A 15,619-nucleotide genomic window follows, 5' to 3' on the forward strand; every position below is an offset into this window, starting at 1 on the left:
GTGTCAGGCTAGATGATCGGCCGGACTAGGACCCGTGCACGGCGAGCCACTCCTCGAGCAGCACGGCGGCCGCGCGCGAGTCCTCGTCGGTGCGGTCGCCGCCCGAGCGCTGGGCGATCCGCGTGGTGAAGCGCTCGTCGTAGAGCTCGACGGGCACGGCCTCCCCCAGCCGCGTGGCCAACCGGTCGGCGAACGCGCGCGCCTCCAGCGTCTGCGCCGAGTCGCGACCCGACAGCGAGAGCGGCAACCCGACCACGACGCGCTCCGCACCGGTCTCGCGCACGATCGTGGCCAGGCGGTCGATGCCCTTGCGGGTGTTGGCCTTCGTCACCACGTCCAGCGGCGTGGCCAGGATCCCGGTCGGGTCGCTGACCGCCACGCCGGTACGGGCGGACCCGTAGTCGAGCGCGAGGACCCTCAAGCGCCCAGCTGGCGCTCGATCGCCTCGCGCGCGACGCCGAGCGCCTCGTCGAGCTTGCCCGCGTCCGGCCCGCCCGCCACCGCGTGCGTGGGCCGCCCACCGCCGTTGCCGCCGGTCACCTGCGCGGCGAGCTTGACGATGTCGCCGGCCTTCAGCCCCCGCTGCACCAGCTCGGGCGTGACCGAGGCGGCGAGCAGCACGCCCTTGCCGCCGACCGCGCCGAGCACCACCGCGCCGACCTTCTCCTTGACGCGATCGAGCACGTCCAGCAGCGCCTTGTTGTCGGCCACGTCGACGCGCGCGGTCAGCACCTGGGTGCCGTCGACCGCGTCCGCTCCGGCGATCAGCGCGTCCACGTCGACGGTGGCCGCCGGCGCCGCCGCGCCCTTGGCCGCCGCCTTCGCCTTGGCCTGCAGGTCCACGAGCTTGGCCGGCACGTCCTCCGGGCGCGTGCGCAGCGCATCCGCCGCGTCGGCCAGCAGCACGTCGTGGCGTCGCAGCAGCGCGATGCCCTCGGCGCCGGTGACCGCCTCGATGCGGCGCACGTTGGCCGACGAGGACGTCTCGGTGGTGATGCGGAACAGGCCGATCTCCGCGGTGGTGGCCACGTGCGTGCCGCCGCACAGCTCACGCGAGAACGACCCGTCGCCGATCTCCACCATCCGCACGATGTCGCCGTACTTCTCGCCGAACAGCGCCATCGCGCCCGCGGCGCGCGCCTCGTCCAGCGTGGTCTGACGCCAGGCCACCGGCCAGTTCTCGACGATCCACGCGTTGACCTGGTCCTCCACGTCGCGGCGCTCCTGCGGGGTCAGCGGCGCGCCGTGGGTGAAGTCGAAGCGCAGCTTGTCGGGGCCGACGTAGGAGCCGGCCTGGCGCACGTGCGTGCCCAGCCGCGCGCGCAGCGCCGCGTGCAGCAGGTGCGTCGCGGTGTGGTTGGCCATCGTGGCCATGCGCGTCGAGCGATCGACGCGCGCGACGACGCGCTGGCCCGCCTGCAGCGGGCGGGCGGGCGGGGTGACCCGCAGGATCTGATCGTCGCCGGAGCGCACGACGTCGATCACGTCCAACGCGACGTCGTCGGCCTCGATCACGCCGACATCGGAGATCTGCCCGCCGCCGGCCGCGTAGAACGGCGACCGCTCGAGCTTGACCAGCAGCTCGTCCGCGGCGCTGTCGTCGGTGGCCACGACTGTCGTCTCGGAGGTCAGGTGGTCATAGCCGACGAACTCGGCCGCCGGGCCGGGCAGCGAGACGCGCGCGCCGGTGCGCGCCGCGGCCGAGCCGCCGCCCGCCCGCGAGCGCTCGCGCTGCTCGTCCATCAGCGTCTCGAAGCCCTGCTCGTCGGAGCCGAGGTCCTGCTCGCCCAGCAGCTCGCGCGACAGGTCGATCGGGAAGCCGAAGGTGTCGTGCAGCTTGAACAGCTCGTCGGCGCCGATGCCCTCGTCGCCGCGCTGGCGGGCCTGGGTGACCAGCTCGTCCAGGCGCTGCATGCCGGTGGCCACGGTGCGCCGGAAGGACTTCTCCTCCTCGGTGGCCCACATGGCGATCTCGTCACGGCGCTCGACCAGCGTCGGGTAGGCCGCGCCCATCAGGTCGGTGACGACCTCCTGGTAGCGCGGGAGCACGAGCTCCTCGACCCCGAGCAGGTGCGCGCGCACGATCGCCCGGCGCATGATGCGCCGCAGGACGTACCCGCGGTCCTCGTTGGAGGGCACGACGCCGTCGCCGAGCAGGAAGGTCATCCCGCGCGTGTGGTCGGCCAGGATGCGCAGCGCGACGTCGGTCTTGTGGTCGGTGCCGTAGGTCTTGCCCGACAGCTCCTCGCCGAGCTTGATCAGCGGGACGAACTGGTCGGTCTCGAACACCGTCTCGACGCCCTGCAGGATGCAGGCCATCCGGTTGAGGCCCATGCCCGTGTCGATGTTCTGGTTGGGCAGCGGCGTCAGCGTCCCGACCGGGTTCTGGTCGAACTGCATGAACACGAGGTTCCAGAACTCCAGGAAGCGCTCGTTGTCGCCGCCGGGCAGGTCGTCGGGCTGACCGAAGTCCAGGCCGCGGTCGAGGTACAGCTCGCTGCACGGGCCGCACGGGCCGGTCGGGCCGGCCTGCCAGAAGTTCTCGCTGCGCGGGCACAGGACGATGCGCTCGCGCGGGACGCCGATCGCCTCCCAGGCCGCGATCGCCTCCTCGTCGGGCCCGAGCCCGAGCTCGGCGTCGCCCTCGAAGACCGTCACCCAGATCTTCTCCTCGGGGAAGCCGAAGCCCTCGCGGGCCAGCTCCCAGGCGAACTCGACGGCGCCCTGCTTGAAGTAGTCGCCCATGGAGAAGTTGCCGAGCATCTCGAAGCAGGTGAGGTGCCGCGTGGTGGTGCCGACGATGTCGATGTCGGGCGTGCGGAAGCACTTCTGGCAGCTGGTCAGCCGGTGGTGCGGCGGCCGCTCCTGGCCGAGGAAGTACGGCTTCAGCGGGTGCATGCCCGCGGTGGTCAGCAGCACCGACGGGTCGTAGGACGCGGGCACGAGCGACGCGGACTCGAGCCGCAGGTGATCGCGCTGGGCGAAGAAGTCGAGGAAGGTCTCGCGGATCTGGTCGGACGTCACCCGTCCGAGTCTAAAGGCCCGTCTCTAGCGGCCCGTGGGCGGCGCTTTGGGCACGACCACCGGGTCGCGGGCGATCGACGTCCACCAGCTCGCCCAGCGCTCGTGCGCGACGGCGAACGCGGCGGTGTCGAGGCCGTAGGTGGTGACGGTCACGGTGATCTGGGTCTCGACGCCGCCGCCCAGCGCGTCGCGCGCGGTGACGATCGCCAGCTCGTCGCCGTCGGCGCCGGTCAGGACACCGCGCTGATGGACGTCCTCGTGCCACAGGTCGCCGTCGGTGCCGGCCAGCACGAGCGCGGGCGAGGCGACGCCGTCGAGGTGGATCGTGCGCCGCGGCGCGAGCGAGTGGCGCTCCAGCGCGTAGCGCAGCTGCTCGAAGAACATGCGCCAGCCCTCGTCCACCGCGTGCCAGCTCTGGCCGTCGCCCAGCGCCCCGACGGAGATGCGCGTGCCGCCCGGGCTCTTGGTCATCTCGATGCCCGGATCGCGGTCCACGAAGATCATCCCGATCTCCGGATCGAGGCCCGCCGCGTCCCACCCGAACCAGCGGCGGATCAGCAGCGGCTCGGTCAGCGCGCGGCGCACCACCTCGACCGGAGCACGGACGAATGTTGCGACACGCCCTGTTTCCGGCTCGCTCACGGTTGGGCATCATGGCGTCATGGCCGGTCGCCAGCGATCCTGGAAGAAGCTGCGCGATCCGCTGCCGCGCCCGCGACGGCGTGACCAGGCGATCATGCTCGCCGCGCTGGGCGGCTCCGCGCTGGTGCTCGTCGCGGCGCTGGTCGCGCTCGTGCTGCTCGCCCGCTGGCTGTGGATCGCCGCGGCGTTCTACGTGATCGCGCTGGCCGGCGGCTGGCTGCTGGCCACGCTCAACCGCCCGCCCGGCAAGCCCGGCGACGACGCACTGGAGGCGCAGGTGCGCATGGCGCTCGTGCGCCTGTGCGTGGTCGCCGACATGCCCACGCCGGACATCCGCGTGTGGAAGGACCTGCCGCCGCTGAGCTGGACCACGCAGCTGCCGTTCGGGCGTCCGCGTGTGCACGTCAGCGAGGCGATGGTGCGGCGCACCGACGATCGCGGCCTGGAGGCGGTGCTGGCCCACGAGATGGCCCACATCGCCAACGGCGACGCGCGCATCATGACCGTGCTGGCCGGCCCGGCCCGCGCGATGCTCACCGCGTTCTGGAGCCTGCGCCACGTGGCCGACATGGGCTGGGGCTTCTTCCTGTTCGTGATCACCGGGATCGCCGCGATCCCGGCGGTCGCGCTGATGGGCCTGGCCCGCCTGGCCTCACGGCACCGCGAGCTGGCCGCCGATCGCGGCGCCGCCGTTCTGACCGGCTCGCCCGCGTCGCTGGCCGCGGTGCTGCTGGCGCTCAGCGAAGGGCTCGCGCGCGTGCCGCTGCGCGACCTGCGCGAGGTGGCCACGGGCGATGTCTTCCACCTGCTGCCCGTGCGCGAGGCCACCGGGCTGCGCCGCCTGTGGGCGACCCATCCCCCGCTGCGCCGCCGGCTGGCGGCGCTGCAGGAGATGGAGCGCCATCTGGCCTCCGCTGGTACTCAGCCGATGCGCTGAGCCAGCGTCTGGCTGCGGATCACGCGGCCGCTGGTGCGCGTGTTGCCGGCGCTGTCCTTGACCGTCGTCTGCACGCTCATGCGCAGCGTGCCCTTGCGGTTGACCAGGCTCTTGCCGGTCGCGTCCAGCGGGATCGACACGTCGACCGACCCGGGGCCGCCGTTGACCTGGCCGGTGGCCGTGCCGAGCTTCTGGCTCGTGCCGTCGACCTCGGCGCTGACGGAGACCGTGCAGGCCTCGTCGCAGGCGACCTTGATCGGGATGCCGCGGTCGAGCATCGTCGTCTCCAGCAGCGTGCTGGACAGATCCACCACGATGTTCGGCGGCGTGCGGTCATCGGCCACCTGGCCCAGCGCCGCGATCGCGGTGATCGGTGAGGCGTTGGCCGTGTTGGTCGGCTTGCTGGCCAGCGGTCCGACCGGCGTCGCCGCGCCGGTGCTCAGGTTGACCGTGAACAGCTCCGTCGTGTTCTGGCCCGCCCGGCGCAGGGACGCGTAGCCGACGCCCGTGGTCGAGATGTCGAAGCCGCCCGGGCCGTTGACGTCGAGGCCCAGCGCGCCGACCGTGGTCAGCGTGCCGTCGTTGGGCGGGGCCTGGATGGCCAGCGTGTCGCGGCCCGCGTCGATGTCGTACAGCGTCGTCGCGGTCGCTCCCGGGACGCCGTTGGTGTAGGCCGCGCCCGCGACGGCGGGCGTGGACCCGGCGCCGGGATCGCCGGCCGCGTACTGCAGCGGCCCATCCACGTTGATGACCTGGCCGGTCGCGGCGTTCAGGCGCAGGTTCTGCCGGTTGTTGGAGACGCTGCGCAGCGCGTCGGCCACCGGGTTGACGTTGAAGCCGAACTGCGATCCGTCCAGCAGCGGCGTGAACGGGTCGCCGATGGCCAGCGCGTTGCCCGAGCCGATGTCGACCCGGTACACGCGGCTGGAGCTGCCCAGCGCGTAGAGCGCGCCGGTGGCCGGGCGCGTGTCCAGGCCGACGATGCGCTCGCCCGAGGGCAGGTTGCTGATCGGCACGGCGTACTGGACGTTTCCGGGCGCGTCGGAGCGCAGCAGGACGAGGGTGTTGTCTTCCGTGACACCGGCCAACTGCTCCGCCGCGTTGGCTGCGGCGGGGGCGGCAAGGACGCCGGCAAGGCAGGCCAAAGCCGCGCAGGTGCGTGCGCTTCTCACTGGGTGCTCCTCCAATTCAGGGGCGGGACGGTGCTGCCCCTTCGAACACGGTCACCCCCCGAACTGATGCGGTTCTGACCCGGACAGAACCGGCGCAGCGCCGTTTCTCTTCTTCTTGGAGTCGGGCACAACAGGGGCCAGCAGTCGACGGTTCTTCACGGGAGGTGGAGCCGATGGGCGGGGGAGTTCGGCCTGGCCGAAACTGGATTCGGCATGCCGTGATGGCGGCCGTTCCGTTTGTGTTGTGGGGGCTCTTGCTCAAGCGCCCCGAGCTGGGCGCGGGCAGCTGTCCGCCGGCGGGCGAGGGCCTGGTGATGTGTCAGGTGCAGCAGTCGTGGGCCGCGTGGCTGACCGTGGTGTGCATCGCGGCGACGGCCACGCACGGCCTCGTCTGGCTGATCGCGGTCGCGCTGCCCAAGGGCGCGCGCAAGGTCCATGACGGCGAGCGGCTGCACTACGGGACGCCGCCGTCGCGGCGCGACTGGCAGGGCGACGGCACGCTGGCCGCCGCGGTGTGGGCGCCGGCCACGACGCGCAACCACCGCTCGACGGTGCTGGCCGAGCGGGCGCTGGAGCGGGCGGTCAACAGCAGCGGGCCGACCACCGACGGGCTCGCCGTCTGCGGCCGCTGCCATCGCTCGCACGCCATCCGCGGCTGGCGTGCCGTGTGTCCCGACTGCGGTGGCGTGGCCCTGCGCGCGGTCGTCGCGCCGCGCGTGCCCGACGAGGCGCGCATGCCGGTCGCCGTGCGCTGATCCGTCCGACCCGCCTCCTACGTTTCCTGGCGCCCCGCACATATCGGGGTGACGTGAGCGCAGCGAAGTCCGGTGAGATCCCGGCGCTGTCCCGCAACGGTGATGCCCTCCTCGGAGGGATGAGCCCGGTCGCCTGCCTCCCGTCGATGGAACGTCCTCGGTAGAAGGACCGCCCTCGAGGTGCGCACCGGCGTGCGCACCGACCGGACGGCCCTTCCCCGCACTGAGTCGGAGGAAGGCAATGCAGAAGCAGTACACCCTCGGAGACCGGACCTTCGTCCTGGACCAGGACAAGGCCGAGGCGGCGCTCGCGGCCAAACGCGTCGTCGGCGGGCGCGAGACGATGTGCTTCAACCTGCTGCCGCTGCGCTACGGCTGGGCCTACGAGCTGTATCGCACGATGAAGGCCAACCACTGGGAGCCCGAGGACATCCCGATGGGCAAGGACGTCGAGCAGTGGCGGGATCCACGCGCCCTGTCCGACGTCGACCGCTGGATCGTGCGCATGGGGATCGGCTACTTCAGCGCGGCCGAGGGCATCGTCGGGGACAACATCCTGCACGTCGTGCGCGAGCTGGTCACCGCGTCGGAGCTGAAGCTGGTGCTCGGCCGTCACGCGCACGAGGAGAACATCCACGCGGACTCGCTGCTGTACATGATCTCCTCGCTGGGGATCGACCCGCACGAGTGCGAGGCGATGTTCGACGACATCCCCACGATCGTGGCCAAGAACCGCTTCGTGACCGACGTCTCGCGCGAGCTGCGCCGCGATCTGGACATGGACGATCCGCGGGCCAAGCAGCTGCTGGCCAAGAACGTCTTCGTCTTCGGCCAGTGCATGGAGGGCACCCAGTTCTACGGGCTGTTCGGGATGATCCTCTCGCTCTACCGCCAGGGGAAGCTGCCCGGCGTCGGGACGATGTTCCGCTACACGCTGCGCGACGAGAGCAACCACATCGAGCTGTTCCGCCGGCTGCTGCGCGAGCTGGCCGCGGAGAACCCCGAGGTGTGGACGCCCGGCTTCCGGGCCGAGCTGCGCGACCTGATGGCCGAGGCGGTCGTGCTGGAGAAGCGCTTCATCGCCGACTGCCTGCCCGTCGAGGGCGTCGGCCTGTCCGCCGACGAGTTCGCGCAGTACATCGACTACATCGCCGACCGCCGCCTGCTCGGCTGCGGCCTGGAGCCGCTTTCGGGCGGGCGGGATCCGATTCAGAACCCGCTCCCCTGGCTGTCGGAGCTGATGGACGTGCGCAAGGAGCAGAACTTCTTCGAAGGGCGCGTCACCGAGTACCGCAAGGCCTCCGCGCTGGCCCTGGTCGCCGACGACGAGCTCTAACCCGCAAAGGAACCCGACATGACTCTCGACACCACCGAGCTCCCCGCCCTCCACCCGCCCGGCACGCTGCGGCTGATCCGCCGCAGCGGCCACGTCGTGGCCTGGAACGAGCAGAAGATCGAGCTGGCCGTGGCACGCGCGTTCGCCTCGCGCGGGCTGGCCGAGGCCGCCGCCGCGCCGCTGGCCGCCCGGGTCACCGAGCGCGCCCGCGCGATGGGCCAGGTCTACGTCCCCATCGAGACCGTCCAGGACCTGGTCCAGGAGGAGCTCGTGCTGGGCGGCCACATGCGCGTGGCCGAGAGCTACATCGTCTACAGGGCCGAGCGCGCCCGGCTGCGCACCGAGCAGACCGCGCCCCCGGTGCCGGCCACGCCGGTCGGCGTCCTGGAGACCGATGGCGGCGAGACCGCCTGGACCGGCGAGGACCTGCGCGCCCGCATCGCCTTCGCCTCCATCGGCCTGGACCTGGACCTGTCGAGCGAGGACGTCGAGCGCGAGCTGCGCCGGTCGATCCACGCCGGCGTCTCGCGCGCCGACCTGGGCCGCACGATCGTGCTCAACGCCAAGTCGCTGGTCGAGCGCGACAGCGAGTTCTCGCGCTTCGCCGGGCGCATCCTGCTGACCTATGTCTACGAGGAGACGCTGGGCTGGGACATCGTGCGCGACGGCATCGGCGCGCTGCGCGACGTGCACCGCGCCGCGCTGGAGCCGATGCTGCGCCGGGGCGTGGAGATCGGACGCTTCGACGCCCGCCTGCTCGACTTCGACCTGCCCCGCCTGGCCGCCGCCCTGGACCCGACCGCCGACCTGGACTTCGACTTCCTCGGCCTGCAGACGCTCTACGACCGCTACCTGCAGGTCGACAAGACCGGCGCGCGGCCGGTGCGCCTGGAGGCCCCGCAGCTGTTCTGGCTGCGCGTGGCCATGGGCGTGAGCATCGGCGAGAGCGACGATCGCGAGGCGCGCGTGCTCGATCTGTACGCCGCCTACAAGGAGCGCCGCTTCTGCTCCTCGACGCCGACGCTGTTCAACGCCGGCACCCCCCACTCCCAGCTCAGCTCCTGCTACCTCTACTACATCAAGGACACGCTGTCCTCGATCGTCGGCCGAGGCATCGCCGAGAACGCGATGTGCAGCAAGTGGGCCGGCGGGCTGGGCGGCTCGTGGACCGCGGTGCGCGGCACCGGCAGCCACATCGAGTCGACCAACGGCGAGAGCCAGGGCGTCGTGCCCTTCCTGAAGATGCACAACGACCAACTGGTCGCCGTCAACCAGGGCGGCAAGCGGGCCGGCTCGGGCTGCGCGTACCTGGAGACGTGGCACAACGACATCCGCGACTTCCTGGAGCTGCGGCGCAACACCGGTGACGACCGCCGGCGCACACACGACATGAACACGGCCAACTGGGTGCCCGACCTGTTCATGAAGCGCGTCGAGGCGCGCGAGGACTGGACGCTGTTTCGCTCCAACGAGGTGCCCGACCTGCACGAGCTCTACGGGCGCGCGTTCGAGACCCGCTACCTGGAGGCCGAGCGCCGCGCGGCGGCCGGCGAGATCCACGGCGAGACGGTCCCGGCCATCGAGCTGTGGAAGGCGATGCTGAAGATGCTCTTCGAGACCGGCCATCCGTGGATCACGTTCAAGGACCCCTGCAACGTGCGCTCGCCCCAGGACCACGCGGGCGTCGTGCACTCGTCCAACCTGTGCACGGAGATCACGCTGAACACCGGCGAGGACGAGACCGCGGTATGCAACCTGGGCTCGATCGTCATCGACCAGCACCTGGACGCCGACGGCGCGATCGACCACGCCAAGCTGCGCGCCACGGTGCGCGTGGCGGTGCGCGCGCTGGACAACGTGATCGACGTCAACTTCTACCCGACCGATCCGGCGCGCACGGCGAACCTGCGCCACCGGCCGGTCGGCCTGGGCGTGATGGGCCTGCAGTACGCGCTGTATCGCAAGGGCGTCGCGTTCGGCTCGACGGAGGCGGTCGAGTTCTCCGACGAGATGATGGAGGCGATCGCCTTCTACGCCTACGAGGCGTCGTCCGACCTGGCCGCCGAGCGCGGGCGCTACCCGTCCTACGAGGGCTCCAAGTGGGACCGCGGGCTGCTGCCCCAGGACACGCTGGACCTGCTGGAGGCCGAGCGCGGCCTGCCCATCCAGGTGCCCCGCGGCGGGCGCCTGGACTGGGCGCCGCTGCGGGCCCGGATCGCCGCGCAGGGCATGCGCAACTCCAACGTGATCGCCATCGCCCCGACGGCCACGATCGCCAACATCATGGGCACGTCGCCCTGCATCGAGCCGATGTACAAGAACCTGTTCGCCAAGTCGAACCTGTCGGGCGACTTCACCGTGCTGAACCCGTTCCTCGTGCGCGATCTCAAGGCCGCGGGCCTGTGGTCGCGCGACGTGGCCGAGCAGGTCAAGTACTTCGACGGCGACCTGACCGAGATCCCGGCGATCCCCGCCGAGATCCGCGACCGCTACCGGACCGCGTTCCAGATCGACCCGGCCTACCTGATCGACGCCGCCGCCCGCCGGCAGAAGTGGATCGACCAGTCGCAGTCGCTGAACCTGTTCCTGCCCGAGCCCGACCTCAAGGCCATGTCGCACATGTACCGCCGCGCCTGGCACGCCGGCCTGAAGACGACGTACTACCTGCGCACGCTGGGCGCGTCGTCGATCGAGAAGGCGACCGTCACCGCGGCGGCTGCGGACCCGGTCGCCTCGGCCTGCTCCATCGAGGCGATGCGAAACGGCGAGGAGTGTGAGGCCTGCCAGTGAGCCGGCCTCACGCGCATCGGCGGTCGGGAGGACCTACGTCGCGTCGTCGACGATCGCGAACGCGCGCGCCGGGAAGCCCGAGCCCCCGCGCGGCTTGGGCCAGGTGGCCACGATCAGCGCGCCGGCCGGCGGCACCTGCTCGAGGTTGGCCATCAGCTCCAGCTGCCAGCGGTCGGCGCGCAGGATGTAGTCCTCGGCCGGCACCTGGCCGGCGGAGACGAGCACGCCCGGATCGGTGTCGGTGACGTCGTGGCCGATCGCGGTGATCGCGCGCTCGTGCACCAGCATCTCCAGGGCGTCGACGCCCCAGCCCGGCGAGTGGCCGCCGTTGTCCATCGCCGCGGGATCGGGCCAGCGCTCGCCCCAGCCGCTGCACAGGGCGACGAACGCGCCCTGTGGGATGCGGCCGTGCCGGGCCTCGTGCGCCTCGATGTGGGCCGGGCCGACGGCCAGGTCGGGGTCGGCGGCCGCCTCCGCGCGCAGGTCGAGCACCACGAGCGGCAGGATCATGTCCGTCACCGGGATCTCGTCGGCCGCACGGCCGCCCGGCACGAAGTGCAGCGGCGGGTCGCAGTGCGTCCCCCACTGGCCGATGTGCGAGTACTCGTGGGCCAGGAAGCCGTCCGGCTCGAAATCGGTCACCACCCGGCGCTGTTCGTCGGGAAACGCGCTGTAGTGCGGGATGCCCGGCTGGAAGGCATAGGTCAGGTCGACCCAGCGGCAGGAGCGCAACTGAGACAGCACATCGGCGAGAGACGTCACGCCGCGGATGCTGCCAGACTCCCGCCCGGTTCAGGCAACGAAGCGGGATGAGGGCGGAGATGCAACCGAACAAGCGACTGGTCCTCGCGGCGATGATCTTCGCCGTCGCGATGATGTTCATCGACCAGACGATCGTCGCGATCGCCATCCCCGAGGTCGAGAAGGACCTCGACCTGTCGGCCACCGGCGCGCAGTGGATCATCAACGGCTACCTGCTGTCGCTGTCGGCGCTGTTCGCCTTCGGCGGCAAGCTGACCGACGTGCTGGGCCACCGGCGCATGGTGCTGATCGGCGTGATCGGCTTCGCGGTCGCCTCGGCGCTGTGCGGCGCCACGCCCACGGGCAGCATCGGCGAGGCGTGGATCATCTTCTTCCGCATCGTGCAGGGCGCGTTCGCCGCGGTCATGTTCCCGGCCGCGCTGGCCATCGTCGTCGGGGCGTTCGACGTGCGCGAGCGCGGCAAGGCCCTGGCCATCTTCTTCGCGGTCACCGGCGGCCTGACCTCGATCGGCCCGCTGGCCGGCGGCTACCTGACGCAGTGGACCTGGCGGGCGATCTTCTGGATCAACATCCCCGTGGCCGTCATCGCGGTCTTCCTGACGCTGAAGGCCAAGCCCGACAACGAGCGCCGGCCCGGGCCGATCGACTACCGCGGCACGATCCTCGTGTGCGGCGGCATGGGCCTGATCGTGCTCGGCCTGCAGCAGTCGGCCGTGTGGGGCTGGGGCTCGATCGCCACGTGGGGCACGATCGTCGTCGGCATCCTGCTGATCGTCGGCTTCTGGCGCCTGCAGCTGCGCATCCCCCACCCGCTGATCCGCGTGCGGATCTTCGCCGACCGCTACTTCACCGCCGACAACGCTGTGCTGTTCCTGATGTCGGCCTGCTTCGTCCCGCTGTTCTTCTTCGCCAGCATCTACTCGCAGCTGGTGCTCGGCTACGACGCGTCCAACGCCGGCCTGTACCTGCTGATCTTCTTCGGCGGCTTCGCCAGCGCGGCGCAGCTCGGCGGGCGCCTGCTCGACGCGCGCGGCGCCTACATCCCGGTCGTGGTCGGTTCGATCCTGTCCGCCGTCGGCTTCTACCTGTGGGCCAAGGCGATGCCGGACGCGTCGTTGAACGGCCAGTGGATCTACATCGTCCTGACCGGGGCGGGCATGGGGCTCGTCCTCTCCCCCGTCAGCACCGACGCGCTCAACCGCGCTCCAGCGGGCAGCTACGGCGAGGTCACCGGGATCACCCAGACGGTGCGCAACTTCGGCGCGTCGCTCGGGCTGGCCGTGCTGGGCACGATCATGATCTCCAGCAACCGCACGAACCTCGAGTCGACGCTGGGCGCCGTCGGTGTGCCCAAGGAGGCCTCCGACCGGATCGCCGAGCAGATCAGCAGCGGCGCGGGCGGCGGCGGCGCGCCGAGCGGGACGAGCGACCGTGTGCTCGACGCGGTCCAGCACGGGTTCGCGCTGACCTCGGAGACGGTGTTCACGGTGATGGCCGCGATCATGGCCGTGTCGTTCCTGGTCGCGCTGGTGTTCATGTCGCGCACCGTCGCGCCGCAGGTCTCCCAGGCCCACGACGACGCCGAGCCCGCCCCCGCGCCCGCCGCATGACCGTCGTCGTGCCCGACTGGCCGTCGGGCACGGTGACCGTGCTGTCGACCGCGGGCGGCGCCGCGCACGCGATCCCGGTGTCGGCCGCGCTGCGCGCCGGCCCGCGCACCGTGTTCCTCGCGCTGGCCGGTCGACGCGTGTCGCTGGAGCGCCTGCGCCGTGACCCGGCCGTCGCGTTGACGGTCCTGGCCGAGGGGCTCGCGTTCACCGCCCACGCGCGGGCGCACGTGGTCGAGGAGGCGCTGGCCGAGGCCGGGAACGTCGCCGCGGTCCGCCTCGACGTGCACGCCGTCCAGGACCACATGACCCCGGCCTTCGCGATCCGCGGTCCGGTGGACTGGGCGTGGGTCGACGACGAGGCCCGCGCGCGCGATCAGGTCGTGCGCGCGGGGCTGCGGCGCCTGGCCGCCGATGAGTCCGGGCCGACCGGCCAGTCCTAGCCGCATGCTCCTCGAACAGCAGAACGCGATCCTCTACGGCGGCGGCGCGATCACCGGCGCCGTGGCCGAGGCCTTCGCCGCCGAGGGCGCCCGCGTCTTCCTGGCCGGCCGCAACGCGAGCAAGCTGCAGGCGCTGGCCGAGCGCATCGGTGGCGCCGACGTGACCGTCCTGGACGCGCTGGACGCCGACGCCGTCCAGGCGCATGCCGACCGCGTGGTCAGCGACGCCGGCTCGATCGACGTCTCCTTCAACCTCATCTCCCACGACGTCGTGCAGGGCACGCCGATGATCGAGATGGACGTCGAGGACTACCTGCGCCCGGTGCAGGTCGCGGTGCGCTCGACGTTCCTGACCGCGACGGCCGCGGCGCGCCACATGGCCGCCGGCCGGGGCGGCGCGATCCTGGTCTTCGGCGGCGATGGGCCACCGTTCCCCGGCTACTCGTTCGGCTCGCTGCAGGTGGTCTTCGCGGCGCTGGAGTCGATGCGCCGCCAGCTGGCCAACGAGTACGGCCGCCAGGGCGTCCGCGCGGTCACGCTGCGCACCGGCGGCATCCCCGAGACGATCCCCGAGGGCCTGGAGGGCCGCGACGCGATCGTCTCGACGATCGCCGACGCGACGATGACCGGCCACGCCGCCACGCTGGCCGACGTCGGCTACGCCGCCGCGTTCGCGGCCTCCGACCGGGCCAAGGCGATGACCGCGGCCACGATCAACATCAGCGCGGGGACCCTGCTGGACTGAGTCAGGCGATCGTCGCGTGCCCGAGCACGCGATCGCCGGCCATCAGCACCGCGGCCTGACCGGGCGCGGCGCCGTCGAAGGGCTCGGCCAGCTCGATCGCGTCGCCGTCCAGGCGACAGGCCACCGGGCGCGAGCGGTAGCGCAGGCGAACCGTCTCGATCTCGTCGGCGGGGCGGTGCAGGCGCACGTCACGCAGCAAGACGCGGGTCGTGGCCAGGTCCTCGCGCGTGCCGACCACCACGACGTTGGTGGCCGCGTCCTTGCCGACGACGTAGCGCGGGATGCCGCCGCCGATGCCCAGCCCCTTGCGCTGGCCGACGGTGTACTCGGCGTGCCCGCGATGGCGCCCGACCGGGCGTCCCGCCGTGTCGACGATCTCCCCCGGACGCGAGCGGTGGCCGCCGTGGCGGGCCAGGAACGCGGCGCGGCCGGTGCCGGCCAGGAAGCACAGGTCCTGCGAGTCGGGCTTGTGCGCCACGGGCAGGCCGGCCTCCTCGGCCAGCGCGCGGACCTGCGGCTTGGCCAGGTCGCCCAGCGGGAAGCGCATCCGCCCCAGCGACTCGCGCGGCAGCGCCGCCAGCACGTAGCTCTGGTCCTTGGCCGGGTCGGCGGCCATGCGCAGCAGGCCGTCGTCGGTCAGGCGCGCGTAGTGCCCGGTGGCCAGCTGGCGTGCGCCCACGCGGGTGGCGAAGTCGAGCATCGCGTCCAGGCGCACCGAGCCGTTGCAGCGCACGCACGGGTTGGGCGTCAGGCCGGCCTCGTGGTCGGCCAGCCAGGGCTCGACCACACCGGCGCGGAACTCCTCGCGCAGATCCAGCGTGAAGTGCGCCAGGCCCATCCGGTGGGCCAGCGCGCGGGCGTGGCGCACGGCGTCGGCGCTGCAGCACGAGCTCTCCGCGTCGTTCTCGGGCGAGGACCACAGCTCCAGCGTCACCGCGACGGCGTCCGAGCCGACGCGCGTGGCCGCGACCGCGCTGTCCACCCCGCCGCTCATCGCCACGAGCACGCGCCCGTCGACGATCGGCGTGCTGGCCCGGGCGCGGACGGCCGCGCCGAGCGCGCGATGCAGCGCGTCGGCGGCCAGCTCGGCGGCGTGCAGCTTGCCGGGGCTCAGGCCACCCAGCTCGTCGGCCACCGCCGCGGCCGAGACCCGCGCGGCGTCCAGGATCGACGCGCCCCGGACGAGCTCGACGACGGCCGAGGCCGCCGCCTGCGCCGCGCCGCACCCGGAGGCATCACAGCCCGCGTCGGCCACGCGGTCGCCCTTCACGCGAACCGAGACGCGGACCAGGTCGCCGCAGGCGGCGCCACCCGCGGCGCCGCTGAAGGCGTCGGCCGGGGTGTGTCCGCGCCGCGCGCGCAGGTGCTCCTCGAAGCGCTCGTCCATCGCTGGGGAGTCTAGGAGC

At 72.2% G+C, this 15,619-nt stretch carries 13 protein-coding genes; 7 read left to right on the forward strand and 6 right to left on the reverse strand.

The window, feature by feature from the left end; genetic code table 11:
- Positions 1-25 precede the first annotated feature (25 nt).
- The 3 genes from ruvX to ACZ5UI_RS10660 are packed head-to-tail and all read right to left on the reverse strand — an operon-like array spanning position 26 to position 3,609.
- The gene (gene ruvX / locus ACZ5UI_RS10650) at positions 26-421 is read right to left on the reverse strand and encodes a Holliday junction resolvase RuvX (RefSeq protein ID WP_464197050.1); all 396 of its coding nucleotides are present in this window, start codon (positions 419-421) and stop codon (positions 26-28) included.
- A complete protein-coding gene (alaS, locus tag ACZ5UI_RS10655) occupies positions 418-3,024 on the reverse strand; it encodes an alanine--tRNA ligase (protein ID WP_464197052.1) in 2,607 nt (868 codons plus the stop codon). Before alaS ends, ruvX begins: the two co-directional genes overlap by 4 nt.
- 24 nt (positions 3,025-3,048) lie before the next feature.
- The gene (locus ACZ5UI_RS10660) at positions 3,049-3,609 is read right to left on the reverse strand and encodes a hypothetical protein (RefSeq protein WP_464197054.1); all 561 of its coding nucleotides are present in this window, start codon (positions 3,607-3,609) and stop codon (positions 3,049-3,051) included.
- Positions 3,610-3,685: 76 nt separating this feature from the next.
- On the opposite strand from ACZ5UI_RS10660, the gene ACZ5UI_RS10665 reads away from it, so the two are divergent.
- A complete protein-coding gene (locus ACZ5UI_RS10665; protein WP_464197056.1) occupies positions 3,686-4,603 on the forward strand; it encodes a M48 family metalloprotease in 918 nt (305 codons plus the stop codon).
- Here the strand turns inward: ACZ5UI_RS10665 and ACZ5UI_RS10670 are convergent.
- Positions 4,588-5,691 carry a DUF4394 domain-containing protein gene (locus ACZ5UI_RS10670; RefSeq protein WP_464197057.1) on the reverse strand — a complete coding sequence of 368 codons (1,104 nt, stop codon included), beginning with the start codon at positions 5,689-5,691 and terminating at the stop codon, positions 4,588-4,590. The genes ACZ5UI_RS10665 and ACZ5UI_RS10670 overlap by 16 nt on opposite strands.
- A gap of 338 nt (positions 5,692-6,029) precedes the next feature.
- On the opposite strand from ACZ5UI_RS10670, the gene ACZ5UI_RS10675 reads away from it, so the two are divergent.
- The 3 genes from ACZ5UI_RS10675 to ACZ5UI_RS10685 all read left to right on the forward strand — a co-directional run bounded on the left by ACZ5UI_RS10675 (position 6,030) and on the right by ACZ5UI_RS10685 (position 10,656).
- Positions 6,030-6,530, forward strand: coding sequence for a hypothetical protein (locus ACZ5UI_RS10675; protein WP_464197059.1), 501 nt, complete (start codon positions 6,030-6,032; stop codon positions 6,528-6,530).
- A gap of 241 nt (positions 6,531-6,771) precedes the next feature.
- Positions 6,772-7,866, forward strand: a complete 1,095-nt coding sequence (locus ACZ5UI_RS10680; RefSeq protein WP_464197061.1) for a ribonucleotide-diphosphate reductase subunit beta — start codon at positions 6,772-6,774, stop codon at positions 7,864-7,866.
- An 18-nt stretch (positions 7,867-7,884) separates the two neighbouring features.
- Positions 7,885-10,656, forward strand: a complete 2,772-nt coding sequence (locus ACZ5UI_RS10685; RefSeq protein WP_464197063.1) for a ribonucleoside-diphosphate reductase subunit alpha — start codon at positions 7,885-7,887, stop codon at positions 10,654-10,656.
- A gap of 33 nt (positions 10,657-10,689) precedes the next feature.
- Here ACZ5UI_RS10685 and ACZ5UI_RS10690 read toward each other — a convergent pair whose 3' ends face one another.
- Positions 10,690-11,418: a cyclase family protein gene (locus ACZ5UI_RS10690; RefSeq protein WP_464197065.1), complete on the reverse strand. Its 729-nt coding sequence runs from the start codon at positions 11,416-11,418 to the stop codon at positions 10,690-10,692.
- A gap of 92 nt (positions 11,419-11,510) precedes the next feature.
- Here ACZ5UI_RS10690 and ACZ5UI_RS10695 point away from each other — a divergent pair, with 92 nt between their 5' ends.
- From ACZ5UI_RS10695 to ACZ5UI_RS10705, 3 genes are read left to right on the forward strand one after another with little or no spacing between them, the layout of a single operon-like run.
- Entirely contained in the window at positions 11,511-13,028 is a 1,518-nt protein-coding gene (locus ACZ5UI_RS10695) for an MFS transporter (RefSeq protein ID WP_464197067.1), read from the forward strand.
- Positions 13,025-13,468, forward strand: a complete 444-nt coding sequence (locus ACZ5UI_RS10700) for a hypothetical protein (protein ID WP_464197069.1) — start codon at positions 13,025-13,027, stop codon at positions 13,466-13,468. The genes ACZ5UI_RS10695 and ACZ5UI_RS10700 overlap by 4 nt, the downstream gene beginning before the upstream one ends.
- A gap of 4 nt (positions 13,469-13,472) precedes the next feature.
- Positions 13,473-14,213, forward strand: coding sequence for an SDR family NAD(P)-dependent oxidoreductase (locus tag ACZ5UI_RS10705; protein WP_464197071.1), 741 nt, complete (start codon positions 13,473-13,475; stop codon positions 14,211-14,213).
- Position 14,214: 1 nt separating this feature from the next.
- Here ACZ5UI_RS10705 and mnmA read toward each other — a convergent pair whose 3' ends face one another.
- The gene (gene mnmA / locus ACZ5UI_RS10710; RefSeq protein ID WP_464197073.1) at positions 14,215-15,600 is read right to left on the reverse strand and encodes a tRNA 2-thiouridine(34) synthase MnmA; all 1,386 of its coding nucleotides are present in this window, start codon (positions 15,598-15,600) and stop codon (positions 14,215-14,217) included.
- Between the last annotated feature and the right edge of the window lie 19 nt (positions 15,601-15,619).

This window comes from Conexibacter sp. JCM 18997 (genome assembly GCF_055391915.1).

What these genes read in the sequence shown, in the direction of transcription:
- ACZ5UI_RS10665 (WP_464197056.1), top strand. Translation starts at nt 3,686, where the DNA reads ATGGCCGGTCGCCAGCGATCCTGGAAGAAGCTGCGCGATCCGCTGCCG.
- ACZ5UI_RS10700 (WP_464197069.1), top strand. Translation starts at nt 13,025, where the DNA reads ATGACCGTCGTCGTGCCCGACTGGCCGTCGGGCACGGTGACCGTGCTG.
- ACZ5UI_RS10695 (WP_464197067.1), top strand. Translation starts at nt 11,511, where the DNA reads ATGATCTTCGCCGTCGCGATGATGTTCATCGACCAGACGATCGTCGCG.
- ACZ5UI_RS10705 (WP_464197071.1), top strand. Translation starts at nt 13,473, where the DNA reads ATGCTCCTCGAACAGCAGAACGCGATCCTCTACGGCGGCGGCGCGATC.
- mnmA (WP_464197073.1), bottom strand. Translation starts at nt 15,600, where the DNA reads ATGGACGAGCGCTTCGAGGAGCACCTGCGCGCGCGGCGCGGACACACC.
- ACZ5UI_RS10685 (WP_464197063.1), top strand. Translation starts at nt 7,885, where the DNA reads ATGACTCTCGACACCACCGAGCTCCCCGCCCTCCACCCGCCCGGCACG.
- ACZ5UI_RS10680 (WP_464197061.1), top strand. Translation starts at nt 6,772, where the DNA reads ATGCAGAAGCAGTACACCCTCGGAGACCGGACCTTCGTCCTGGACCAG.